9 protein-coding genes are annotated in these 12979 nt (G+C 43.7%); 8 read left to right on the forward strand and 1 reads right to left on the reverse strand.

Annotated elements, in window-relative coordinates; translation table 11 throughout:
• The 8 genes from AC1XUD_RS26270 to AC1XUD_RS26305 form a co-directional block, all read left to right on the forward strand.
• A partial coding sequence (locus AC1XUD_RS26270) for a hypothetical protein (RefSeq protein ID WP_483364029.1) occupies positions 1-337 on the forward strand: 337 nt, incomplete at its 5' end.
• 167 nt (positions 338-504) lie between these two features.
• Positions 505-657, forward strand: coding sequence for a TlpA family protein disulfide reductase (locus tag AC1XUD_RS26275; RefSeq protein ID WP_483364030.1), 153 nt, complete (start codon positions 505-507; stop codon positions 655-657).
• A 113-nt stretch (positions 658-770) separates the two neighbouring features.
• Positions 771-1322 (forward strand): hypothetical protein, encoded by a 552-nt coding sequence (locus AC1XUD_RS26280; protein ID WP_483364031.1) that lies wholly within the window; start codon positions 771-773, stop codon positions 1320-1322.
• Between the two features lie 135 nt (positions 1323-1457).
• Positions 1458-2015 (forward strand): carboxymuconolactone decarboxylase family protein, encoded by a 558-nt coding sequence (locus tag AC1XUD_RS26285; protein WP_483364032.1) that lies wholly within the window; start codon positions 1458-1460, stop codon positions 2013-2015.
• 26 nt (positions 2016-2041) lie between these two features.
• Positions 2042-2605 carry a carboxymuconolactone decarboxylase family protein gene (locus tag AC1XUD_RS26290; RefSeq protein ID WP_483364033.1) on the forward strand — a complete coding sequence of 188 codons (564 nt, stop codon included), beginning with the start codon at positions 2042-2044 and terminating at the stop codon, positions 2603-2605.
• A gap of 158 nt (positions 2606-2763) precedes the next feature.
• Positions 2764-3981: an MFS transporter gene (locus AC1XUD_RS26295; protein WP_483364034.1), complete on the forward strand. Its 1218-nt coding sequence runs from the start codon at positions 2764-2766 to the stop codon at positions 3979-3981.
• Positions 3982-4098: 117 nt separating this feature from the next.
• Complete coding sequence (locus AC1XUD_RS26300; protein WP_483364035.1) at positions 4099-5244, forward strand: DUF3179 domain-containing (seleno)protein; 1146 nt, start codon at positions 4099-4101, stop codon at positions 5242-5244.
• Positions 5245-5883: 639 nt separating this feature from the next.
• On the forward strand, positions 5884-11520 hold the full coding sequence (locus AC1XUD_RS26305) for a Kelch repeat-containing protein (protein WP_483364036.1): 5637 nt from the start codon (positions 5884-5886) through the stop codon (positions 11518-11520).
• An 83-nt stretch (positions 11521-11603) separates the two neighbouring features.
• Here AC1XUD_RS26305 and AC1XUD_RS26310 read toward each other — a convergent pair whose 3' ends face one another.
• A complete protein-coding gene (locus AC1XUD_RS26310; protein ID WP_483364037.1) occupies positions 11604-12362 on the reverse strand; it encodes a ThuA domain-containing protein in 759 nt (252 codons plus the stop codon).
• Positions 12363-12979 lie beyond the last annotated feature (617 nt).

The raw sequence follows: 12979 nt of genomic DNA on the forward strand, positions 1-12979 counted from the left end.
CTTGGTGAGCGGGATAACAAGGAATGTGGAACGGCTTACGATGCCGTCATCTATTGGAGTTGGTGATATTGCTGAGAATAGTTTTTTTAAAAGTAAACTTGCCAATGCAGAGATTTGTCATCAAAGCTCTCATAAATCTATCAGACATTTTTGGAATTTTTATGTAGAACTCAATTGTAAGGAAGAAGTCAATGAAAGAAAGCTTGGGGTAACACGTTTTGGAATTTATAAAATTCGGCCTTCTGCCACAATTGCTATCACTGCTGACCGGACAGATCGTAATTTGGAGCTCCGACAGCCTACTTACACCTTTTTCACAAGCACATTTCTTAGGTGAGTCGGTTGGTTCTGGGTAAACGAGCAGGAACTTTCGAGGCTTTCCATCGAACTCTTTAATTTAGGAAGTAATGTAAGTGGTAGACGATGAGGTATTCTTGTTGATATTTGGCAACTAAAATGGGTATACATATCAATATCTCAGATAAAGATCGCTATCAAGCCTTAATGAATTTGTATAACATCAATGGCATTCCCCGTTACTTCCTGATTGACACCCAAGGAAATATCATTGACGCCCATGCCTCACGCCCATCTTCCGACAAAATAGTCTCCCAACTTAATAAAGCGCTCGACCCCAATCAAGTGGAGCTACAGTAAAATAATCTATACAGCGGATTGTCAGGAAAATAAAATTTCCAATAAAAAACTGAACAATTATTTCCACTTTCGTTACATTTGCATAAACTGGAAAGAATTTAACTATTTAAGCATTGCGCAGGATTATATCCATATTGCTTCTGGGGCTGCTACTTTACAACATGATTGGCTACGCGATAGTCTTCTTGTCGGAGGAGAGGCATACTATTAGTGATAGTGGAAAAGATTTTGTGGAGCAAGCTTATGGTTCTTCTAATATTGTGATTAAGGTTCCGGTTTCGGTTCCTTATCAAACAAGTTGGAATGCCCCGGAACCCGCGGAAGGGCAGATTGAGCATGAGGGTCAGTTTTATCAGATGAAAAGCAAGCAGCTGATCAACGATACGCTTTATGTTCAATGTGAGTTTGACCAAAACGCGCGGGATCGCTTCAGTGACCTTGTTTCCAAAATAAATGATCAGGTAACTGGCCATTCTGATCAGAAGAAGAGTGATCATTCCCAGGTATTAAAGAACTTCCTGAAAGAATATATGACGCCGGGCTCCAAACACACATTCTACGTTATGGAATGGGCTCCTGCTCGTCAACTTTCTTATCATACCGTGCAACTGCCCGCTACTGAGTTGCACTTCCAAATTCCGTCGCCACCACCCGATCTGGCCTAGTACATTTTATTATTTCTCCTGATTTCTATTTGGTTTAATCAGTGCGTTTCATCGATTTGAGATGTTTTACTGCTTATCAATCAATATGTTATCAAGATTAAAATCAAATTTACTAACACAGATTTTTATCTAAAAATGGCGCATATATCTCTACCCGACGAGTCGCTTCCGGGAATTGTTGGACTTTTTGCATTCCGTCCCGAAACTGCAGCCCCGCTTGGAGCTTTGGCAGATGTTTTACTACGAGGAGAATCTTCACTAACCAGTGGCGAACGCGAGTTGATCGCTGCCCATGTTTCTTATTTGAACAATTGCCATTTCTGTCATACCTCGCACGCTTCTGCCGCAATGGCGCACCTGGCTTGTGACTATGGCCTGATCGACGATATCAAAAAGAATTTCCAAGAAATACCTGTTAGCCCGAAACTACGTGCTTTGCTAAACATTGCAGCGAAAGTGCAAAAAAGCGGAAAAGAGGTAACCGAAGCCGATATCGCAGCTGCCCGCGAACAGGAGGCAACCGATCAGGAAATTCATGATACGGTGCTGATTGCTGCCGCATTTTGCATGTTCAATCGTTATGTTGACGGACTGGGAACCTGGGCTCCGCAAGAAAACGAAGCATACCGCGAAATGGGAGAGCGAATGGCTTTCGTAGGATATGTACGTTACCCGATCAAAGAAACTGTTTAATACCTCGCTGTCAATCAGACTTTAACATGCCACATATTCCACTGCCCGAGCATTTGCCGGGTATAACAGGCTTGCTGGAATTCAGCCAGCACACCGCTAAACCAATCCGCGAGTTAACGCAGATTTTACTGCGTGGTGAGTCAACCTTGACGCCCGGAGAACGCGAGTTGATCGCAACGATCGTGTCCTATCAGAACGGATGCAGATTTTGCACGGCGGCCCATACGGCGGCGGCCGATCTGCTATTGGAAGAAACCGAAACCTGCGAAATTATGAAGCAGGATGTAGATCTGGCCCCAGTTAGTGACAGGATGAAAGCATTATTGAAAATCGCGAAACAGGTTCAGGTGAGTGGGAGAGCTGTAACCGGAGAAGCTGTTCAGGAAGCGAAAAAGTATGGCGCAACGGATCTTGAAATACATGATACTGTGCTAATTGCCGCTCTGTTTTGCCTATACAACCGCTATGTTGACGGAATGGCCACGGTGGCGCCATCGAGTCCAGAATTTTATCAAGGCCTTGGACAACGTTTAGTGACCAACGGGTACAATCGGTTGCCTAATGGCTATGAACATTTGAAAAAAGTATAATATTTTCTTCCACTTTAAAACTTTGAAAAAATTACCTAACCTCTTTGTGTCGATGCAGATGAGACAATATGATAAGAAAATGATTTAATGATCAGCACCTGGATTTTGGTAGTAAAAGAATATTAAACTAAATCACCCGACTGGCAACAGATTTTAAAATGGAGACAATAGGAGTAGCAGCACTGAAATCAAGTAGTGTAAGCGGGAAATGGCTGGCGTTCGGTCTCTGTGTGGTAAGCTATCTGCTTGCCGGAACGGTGTCAACACTCATGTCGGTATATTTGCCCGTGGCTATTGCTGAGCTTAAAGGTGATGCGGTAAATGAGGAGATTCTTGGCAAGATAGGGGCCTATGTAAGTGCCGTGTTCTTATATGGCTGGATGTTCGGAGGGTTGTTGTTTGGAGTGATCAGTGATAGGATCGGAAGGGTAAAATCGCTGGCAATAGTAACCGGGTTGTATGGGATATCTACCTGCCTGGTTACCATCGTCCCCGATTGGTATACCCTGCTCGCTTTTCGGTTTTTTACCGGGATGGGGGTTGGCGGCGTATTATTGATTAGTACCGTATATATATCCGAAATATGGGAGGAAAAGAACAGAGCTATTATTTTAGGAGTTCTGGCGGTATGTTTTCCAATTGGTATCGTGACTACAGGAAGTTTAAACCTTCTTTTCTCTGACTGGCGCACGGCTTTTGGAATCGGGATAATACCTGTTTTCGCTGCGCTGGCTATATATCTTTTTGCACCGGAATCGGGTAGCTGGAGACATACCAAAACCTCGGGAGCAAATTCTAAAGGAATTTTTACCGAGGAAAATAAACCGAATCTGATATCAGGAGCACTGATTTTCGGATCCGTTCTGATCGGACTCTGGGGAATATTCTCATGGCTTCCAACCTGGGCTCAAACTTTGCTACCCCCAGGCGCAGACGGGCAGAGAGAGCGGGGTTTGATCATGATCTTGTTAGGGATTGGTGGCATCACTGGCGGTATTTTTTCCGGTTTGCTAATTAATAGGTTTGGCAAAAAGAAAACACTGATGGTCACTTTTGCAGGTTGCCTTACCATGTGCAGCATATTGTTTCTGACCAATAGTCAGTTTTCCAATGTAGTATATATCGAGACAGGCATATTAGCCTTCTTTTTCGGCATCAGCCAAGGCGCGTTGTCGAGCTATATTCCAGAGCTTTTTCCGGTGTCAATCCGGGGGACGGCAACGGGGTTTTGTTTTAATTTGGGTCGTTTTTTTACAGCAACTGCGGTCTTTTTTATAGGATCTCTAGTGAGTGTGATGGGTGGGTTTAGCAATGCATTGCTGGTTTTCACGATCCCGTTTCTGGTAGCTTTCGTTATGGCGGCCAGAAGCAAATAGAAGCATAAATTATCATAGGTTAATAATTAGGCAAACGGATTTGCCATTTGGCAGATCCGTTTCTTTTTTTTACCGTGGTGAAAATATATCTTGGAGATTCCTTTCAGAACAAGCTACATGAAAAAGTTATTTTACTGCGGAATCGCCGGAATTATTATATATGAGATTGCCAAGGTATACTTCATAATGCCCATGCCTGGCAGTCAGCAGATGAACAGCATTGATGGTGCCTATTTCCTCCACTACTGGCGTTGGGCATTTCGGATCATCTTTTGGGCTATGATCCTGGCGGGTTCTTTCTCTGTTTTTTCTGGAAAAATGACATGGTTGCCTGCGCTTTTCCTTCTCATTGTTGCCGGTATCACATATGCTACCAACTATGAAATGGCTGCGGATACCATGTTCTATCAACCGGGTCAGGTTATTCTGACAAACGGATCTGCCAATAAAGTCGCAAATGATCGTTTGGTGATCGGGATTGAAGAAAATGGTGAAGCCAAAGCATATCCTATTCAATATATAGGTTATCATCATCAGGTGCAGGACAATCTTGCAGGCAAGCCTGTCATCGTTACTTATTGTACCGTTTGCCGAACAGGAAGGGTCTTTGAGCCAATCGTTAATGGAAAAAAGGAAGAGTTCAGGCTGGTTGGAATGGATCATTTCAATGCCATGTTTGAGGACGGAACAACCGGCAGCTGGTGGCGACAGGCTAACGGCGAGGCGATTGCAGGATCTTTAAAGGGGCAGCAATTGCCGGAAGTCGCCAGCACCCAAACCACATTAGGCCAATGGTTGAAACTTCATCCCAACAGCAAAATTATGCAGCCAGACCCTCAATATCAGGCCGAGTATGACTCCATGAGCAGATACGAAACGGGGAAAGGGCGATCGGCGTTAACCAGGACCGATACAACTTCCTGGGAAAAAAAATCGTGGGTAGTAGGAATAGCTACGAAAGGAGGCAGCAAGGCATTTGACTGGAACCGACTTAAAAAGGATCGAATAGTAAATGAAAAAGTAGGAGGCACACCAGTGGCGCTCGTGATTGCACCAGATAACCAAAGCTTTTTTGCCTTTGACAGAAGCAACATTAAAGTACCATTGGTTCTTCGTAGCGACACCCTTTTCTCAGACGTCGCCGCTTATAACCTGATCGGGAAACGTATATCCGGAAACGGCGAAGATCTCAGGAAAATAAACGCGTACCAGGAGTTCTGGCACAGTTGGAAAACATTTCATCCGGATACGGAGAAGTATTGAATATAGTCTGTTTTCCTGAGCCTGAAATTCAGTATCCGTTTTTACTTTAACCCTTGCCTTAGGGTTCAAAATCTCTTACACTAATCTTCCCAAACCACATCTCTCCTCGCCCTTCCTCCATTCTACCCTCACCATAAAAAAGCCTTGCTATTTTTATCCAATCCCGGATGTCAATCAATCTTTTGTCCATTCAGTTGGGTGAGAATGAATACACATTTGAACGGGATATATCAGTATATAAATTTTTTTGTACTTCTGTTGAGTTCCCATGTGATACCATTACTCCCCTTTATGGGATAATTCAATGTTTATTTATGATAAATATTAATCGATAAAATAGGACATAAGTTATACTATGATTTATGTAGTCAATAGTGGAATGTTTTATTTGAAGAGGGAGGCTGCGATATCACAAAAACTACTACCTATTTGTGTAAAGGAACTTTGCTTATTAAGTAAACTAATTTATACTTTCCAGGCTCATAGTTCAAAAAACATCTAAGTAGTTCATTATAAGGGGTATAAATGAGCAGAAATCCTAACTTTTTCCGGGAAAACCTATGTTTCCTGTGAATGTGGCACTATATTTATGTGGTATTTGTATCAAATTAGTTACCACAAATATTAAATAATGTGTGTATGAATTTTCGATTTACTCCTCCTTATGAACATTTAAAGGGTTTATTACTTTTGGTAGTTTTGCTATTATCAACTGCAGTGAATCAGTGGTCTTTCGGTCAGACCTACAACTTTGCCAGCAGTAGTTTAAAAAGCATCGACATCAGTAACCCTACGTCGCTTCAATTCGGCCCAGATGGTCGGTTATACGTGGCACAGCAAAACGGTGTTATTAAAGTTTTTACGGTTAAGAAGAATGGGGCGAGTAATTACTCCGCCACTGCCACCGAAACGATCAGCCTTATTAATGCCATACCTAACCATAACGATGATGGTTTGATCAATCTGCTTGTGTTTACAAGGCAGGTAACGTCTTTATTAGTCACAGGCACTTCGGCTGCTCCAGTCTTATATGTCACTTCCAGCGACAGTCGAATAGGTGGACCTAACGGAGATCTGAATCTGGATACCAATTCCGGGATTTTATCCAGGCTTACCAAAACAAAAACCGGCTGGGACAAGGTCGATCTGATTAGAGGGTTGCCTCGTTCGGAAGAAAATCACGCTACGAATGGAATGCAGCTGGATACTAAAACCAATAAACTTTATTTAGCAATTGGTGGCTTTACCAACGCAGGGGCGCCATCGACCAGTTTTGCATATATATGTGAATATGCTTTATCAGCTGCAATTGTATCAATTGATCTGACAAAAATTGACGCAATGCCTACGCTGGGTTTGGGCAATACAAAATATAAATATGACCTGCCAACTCTCGATGACCCTACACGTTTGAATGGGTTGGATGGGAACGATATAGGTGATCCGTTTGGAGGAAATGACGGGTTAAATCAGGCGAAAATTGCTCCTGGCGGACCCGTCCAGATTTTTTCGTCCGGATATCGTAATGCTTATGACCTGGTTATTACAAAAACACCGGGTAAAGAGCGACGTATGTACACTGTAGATAACGGGCCTAACCAGGGGTGGGGCGGCGGTCCGGACAAAGAAGGATCGAAAGGAACCACGACCAATAACTATGTAGTGGGCGAACCAGGCTCAAGTAATGCAGGGATCAATGATCCGCAGGTTAATAATATGGACGGGCTGCATTATATAGGAAATCTTGATACATATGTTGCAGGAAGTTATTATGCAGGGCATCCTAATCCCATCCGTGCTAATCCGTCAGGGGCTGGTTTGTATACCAGAAACGGCAATTCAGGGGTTTGGCGAACCACTAAAACCGGCTCCAATCCACTTCCTGCCGACTGGCCTCCTGTGCCGGTATCGATGGCAAATCCGATAGAGGGGGACTACCAAAGTCCGGGCGAAGCAGACAAATCTTTGATGACATTTCCTATGTCGACCAATGGTCTGGCTGAATATACCGCTTCCAATTTTAACAGTGCACTCAAAGGCTTTATCCTGGCGGCGTGTTACAATGGGAATATATATATGATCAAACCCAACGCGGCAGGAACGGGAGTTCTGAATTCGCTGGGAGATAAGCGTGTAAACAAAGACGCCACATTTGCATCTAACTTCGGTTCAGAACCTTTGGATATCACAGCTCAAGGCGACGCCGACGTTTTTCCGGGCACGGTTTGGGCTGCAACTTATGGTGCGAACGGAATTACCATTTTTGAGCCTTCCGATATAATAAGTTGCTCAGGTACATATAGTGCAACCCTTGATGATGATAAAGATGGATATTCCAATGCCGATGAAACGGATAACAAGACCAACCCATGTTTGGCATCCAGTAAACCTTCCGACTTTGATGGGGATAAAATTTCGGATCTGAAAGATACTGACGATGATAATGATGGAATTCTGGATAGCGTCGATTATTTCTCAAGAGACGCTAAAAACGGTTTGGATACCAAGCTTCCATTAAAGTATGATCTGTTCAATAATGATCCTGGCACAGGTTTCTTCGGGTTAGGTTTTACAGGTTTGATGTCTAATAAGAAAGCCACAAATGACTACCTCAACGAATATGATGAGGATAATTTAATAGCAGGCGGAGCAGTTGGAGCCTTCTCTGTTGTCCAGGTTTCGACTGGAGATGCGTGGGGAGGGCTCAACAGTCAGGAAAACGCATTTCAGTTTGGTGTTAATGTCAATTCATCTTCATTACCGTTTGTTATCAAAGGACGAGTATTAGGATCATTCTTTAATAATACTGCCCCGAAAAATGATCAATCTCAAGGTATATACATAGGTACGGGTGATCAGGATAACTATCTGAAAATTGTTCTCAATGCCAATGGCGGCGTTGGGGGTATTCAGGTTGTGAATGAAAACGCAGGAACTGCTGTTGCAACACAGCTGAGCGCATCTGGAATTTTGGCATCAACTACTGTTGACCTGATTCTTGAAGTGAACCCATCGACGGGTATGGTTCAGCCGAAATATGCCGTGAACGGTGGGGTACCGATAACTGCCGGAGCACCAATTAAGTTAGCAGGTAGCTTGTTAACTGCGTTGCAAGGAGCTCCTGCCTTGGCGTTAGGTATTATTTCGACGTCGAAAAATGCCTCAGCTTTTACCGCAACCTGGGATTTTATCGACGTCAGTGTCACCGAGCCACTATCCACTGGTTCCTGGAAAACCATAGCGCCAACATCAGGTGTTCCGATCGGTCGCGAGGAAAATGCATATGTGCAGGCAGGGAATAAATTCTATCTGCTTGGCGGTCGCACCATTCAGGCTGTTCAGGAATATGATCCAATAACCAAGGTTTGGACAAATAAGGCTAAAGTGCCAATGGAACTTCACCATTTTCAGGCGGTAGTATTGGATGGCTTGATATATGTCGTGGGAGCTTTTACAGGAGGATATCCTCATGAAACTCCTGTGCCTGATATCTATATATACAACCCTACGACGAATGTTTGGATCAAGGGCGGGTCAATTCCGGCAGCAAGGAGGCGGGGTTCGGCTGGTATTATTGTGTATAATAAAAAGATATATCTGGTCGGTGGTATTCTTGATGGGCATTTTGCGGGCCACGTGAGCTGGTTTGACGAATATGATCCCGCGACGAATACCTGGAAAACGCTGACAGACGCTCCTCATGCGCGGGATCACTTTCATGCGGTCATAACGGGAACGAAGATTTTTGTGGCAGGTGGTCGGAGATCATCATATAGCACAGGGCAAACTTTCGCATTGACTGTGCCGGAAGTGGATGTATATGATTTCAGCACAAGCAAATGGACCACATTGCCAGCGGCAAGCAATATCCCCACACCGAGAGCCGGTTCGGGAAATGTGATGTTGAACGGTGAGCTATTGGTAATTGGTGGAGAAAGCCCGCAACCAAAGGCTCATAATGAGACGGAAGCGTTGAATATAACCACTAACACATGGAGAAAGTTGGCGGATCTTCAGCAAGGCCGTCATGGAACCCAGGCGATTGAGAACAATGGAGGTATATATATAGTGACAGGTGCAGGTAACCAGGGAGGAAATCCTCTTTTGACTTCCCAAGAGGCATTTTATTTCTCAACGGCCACGACACCTACTGGTACGGCTTTAACTCAAAGTAAACTGACGGCTCCGACTAGTGTTGATTTTGGGCAGGTCGCGGCGAATTCCTCAAATACCAGGACTCTCACATTGAAGAATGAAACCGGCAACCAGGCTATTGTGATATCTTCCATCACCAAAAATGGAGATGCTTCGTTTGGATATACCATCGCAAATACCTTACCACTGGTGATACCAGTTGGAGGGAGCATAAATGTGTCGGTCAATTTTACAGCAGCTTCCGGCTCAAAAACTGGAAGTCTTGTGTTTGCGAATTCAGGCTCAGGAGCGTCTACTACAGTTTCGCTTACGGGAAGTATTGCAGTTGCGAACGCGACACTTTATAGGATTAATAGCGGAGGAGAAGCAGTTACAGTAGAAGGTGTATCCTGGGCGGCTGACAATTATTTCACGGGTGGAAAAATTTACTCCAATGCAAAGGTTACGGAAATTGCAAATACCAATTCCGACCAACTTTATATCAAGGAAAGAAGCTCCGGTACACCTTTTGGATATGCTTTTCCTGTGATCAATGGCACCTATAAGGTAAATCTGCATTTTGCGGAGATATATTGGGGAGCAACGGGCGGAGGCCAGGGTGGCAATGGTAAAAGGGTATTCGATGTTAATATAGAGGGGGGGGGTGTTGAACTCGAAGATTTTGATATATATAAGGAAGCAGGTGCGATGACGGCTCTGGTTAAAACGTTTACCATTCCGGTAACTGACGGTCAATTGAATATCGATTTTTCGGTGAAAAAAGATCAGCCAAAAATTTCGGCAATCGAAATTATCCAGAATGTTGAAACTGATATCACTGCTACTCCCGCTTCACTTCACTTTTTCAGTCAGCAGGCAGGTACAACTTCTGCCGCACAAACTGTGACACTAAAAAATACTTCGAAATCTTCCAAGCAAATCACTTCAATAACAGTAACCGGTGCCAACAAGACAGAATTTAAACACGACTTTACCACAGCGGTCACCCTGGCAGCAGGGGCAACTAAAACTGTTAACGTCAGCTTTTCACCAGTGTCTTTAGGGACAAAAGTGGCTCAGATCAGTGTAGCATATAGTAGCAGTGCGACTCCGCTATTGGTGGGGCTGACAGGAGAGGGTATTGCCAATCCGAACCTCATTCCGGTCGCCGATGCTGGAGTTGACCGAACTTTGACCGAACCACTAGGTTCAGTCAAACTAAATGGTAGTGGAACTGACCGGGACGGCTCAATCGCAGGATATGGCTGGACTCAGGTAAGTGGGCCCAACACAGCAGTTTTCGATAATAAGAAGATTGCGAGACCCACTCTTACCAATTTGATCGTAGGATCATATGTTTTTAGTTTGGTAGTCGTAGATAATTTGGGGGCGAGTAGTCTTGCAGATAACGTAACACTGACCATCCAGGCCAACGCCACAGCAGCAGGGTCATTAACGGGGCTGGTCCTTCTTAATGCAGACACCAATGTTGATATTCAGAATTTGATTGACGGGATGACGTTGAATTTGAACACCCTGCCAAGCAACCTTAATATTAAAGCAGTTACCGTTCCCAGTGTAGTAGGGAGCGTCGTTTTCAGTTTGAAAGGTGCAGTATCAAGGAATCAGGTTGAGACGGAATCTCCTTACGCTTTATTTGGAGACACAGGCGGGTCTTATAATAATTGGACGCCGGTTATTGGAAACTATTCCCTTACCGCAACCTCTTATAGCAAAGGGGGAGGTACTGGATTAGCCGGTACTCCGTTAACCATTAATTTTAATGTCATAAAGCCTGCTACGACCAGGATAGCCGCCGGAAACGCACAATCTTCTCTGTTTTTGATCGATAACGAGGCTATTAATAATGAGGTCAGATCAATCGCCCAGGATTTAGAAGAAGCTGCGCAGGCTTACCCGAACCCGGCAGTCGAGCGGATTCATTTAAACGTGACTGACTGGACAATAATCAAATCCGTTACAATTCATAACCTTTCAGGGCGGATGATGTTCTATTCAGACAAGACGGTTGAGCTTTCGAAAGGTATATCTGTCAGAGAATGGGCTTCTGGATTGTATGTAATTCAAGTTAAGAATACTGCTGACAAGGTTGCATCCACTAGAGTGGTCGTTGTCAAGTAGATTTGTAGCGTTATATAAGGAGTACATAAGAAAGTCCCGGAAATCAGATCTCCGGGACTTTCTTTTAATACACCAGCAAGATTTTACTTGATACCCTTTCCAGTAGCTGCCCAATAAATACCTCCGTATAAATGGTCAAGGAACGATTGATCGGAGTAAACTAAGCCAATATGACCCAAACCTGTATAAAAGGCTCTTCCGCCATCATATTTGTGGTACCAGGCAATCGGATGAACATCTCCCATTCCTTTTCCTTCATTATCGCCCCATTTTGTTTTCGCGTCATAGCTCTTTTCGTCCAGCGTAATCAGGAAAGTCAGATCGTCTGCTTTATATGGCTTTTGGTACTCATACCATTCGTCAGTCCAAAGCATTCTTTTTGGGAATCGCTCCAATCCTGGAAAATTAGAATTCACAACATCAAGATATGCAGTTTGTTGTGCCGGGTGGATTTTAAACATCATTCCCACCATTTTGTCGTACCAAGGCCATTCATATTCCGTATCGGCAGACGCATGAATACCTACCCAGCCCTTACCAGACTGAATGAATTTCTCGAATGCCGCCTGTTCTTCGTTGTTGAGGATATCACCTGTGGTGTTCAGAAAAATAACCACGTCATAATTTTTGAGTGACTTCTCATTGAAAACAGAAGAATTCTCCTGCCAGTCAACACTGAAACTGTGGCGTTGCGCTAGCTGGCGAATACCATCCACGCCCTCGTGAATTGATTGGTGGTGGAAACCGGCCGTTTTTGTAAACAATAACGCTTTGAACTGCTGGGCATTCGCGAACAGCGACGCGCAGATCAGAATTAATAAAGCGAAGGATTTTTTAAGCATGACAATTAATTTAAAGATGGGTTGACTAGATCAGAGTTAAAAAAATTCAAATAAAAGGTTTTTTTGAAAAGGTATCTGCCATCAGTATATAATGGTTGAACATAAAAGTTATCTTGTAGCAGGTTTTACTTGGAAAGGAATAGTATAGGTTCAACAGTATTCTGTTATGAAGGGAGTTTGAATGAATGTTTTAAGGAGAACAGGATACGAAGGACCATGTACGCCGTACTGTATAAGGTTTACGTCAATGTTCTCTACGTAATATAGAGGAGTATAATACAGAAGAACATACTGTAGGGTTTAATCGCTTGCCCACTTAGGTCTTTCATCAGACTGGTCTTTACCTGCCAATCATTCCTGTTTCGTTTGAAGTTATCCATATAGGACAGGAGTAAATCAACAGTATATTGCCAATACCGTGTTTTAGAAGTCATCGGAGAAACTTGAATGGGGGGTGAAAGTGGAGAGATCACGGGTTATGGTCCCAATTTGTCTCCATTGGCGACGGCGAGGTTGACTTATTGAAAGCGGTAATAAGGGACTTTGAGCAAAGATTCGGTGAGTTCATTCTTCATTTTTCATTTGCTGTTTTCCAATTCGGGAAAAAGTTTAAAAAA

This window comes from Dyadobacter sp. HNCC25DJ184 (assembly GCF_056895215.1).

Excerpts from the sequence above, each read along its gene's own strand:
- AC1XUD_RS26275 (WP_483364030.1), top strand. The coding sequence starts at position 505 with ATGAATTTGTATAACATCAATGGCATTCCCCGTTACTTCCTGATTGAC.
- AC1XUD_RS26285 (WP_483364032.1), top strand. The coding sequence starts at position 1,458 with ATGGCGCATATATCTCTACCCGACGAGTCGCTTCCGGGAATTGTTGGA.
- AC1XUD_RS26290 (WP_483364033.1), top strand. The coding sequence starts at position 2,042 with ATGCCACATATTCCACTGCCCGAGCATTTGCCGGGTATAACAGGCTTG.
- AC1XUD_RS26295 (WP_483364034.1), top strand. The coding sequence starts at position 2,764 with ATGGAGACAATAGGAGTAGCAGCACTGAAATCAAGTAGTGTAAGCGGG.
- AC1XUD_RS26300 (WP_483364035.1), top strand. The coding sequence starts at position 4,099 with ATGAAAAAGTTATTTTACTGCGGAATCGCCGGAATTATTATATATGAG.
- AC1XUD_RS26305 (WP_483364036.1), top strand. The coding sequence starts at position 5,884 with ATGAATTTTCGATTTACTCCTCCTTATGAACATTTAAAGGGTTTATTA.
- AC1XUD_RS26310 (WP_483364037.1), bottom strand. The coding sequence starts at position 12,362 with ATGCTTAAAAAATCCTTCGCTTTATTAATTCTGATCTGCGCGTCGCTG.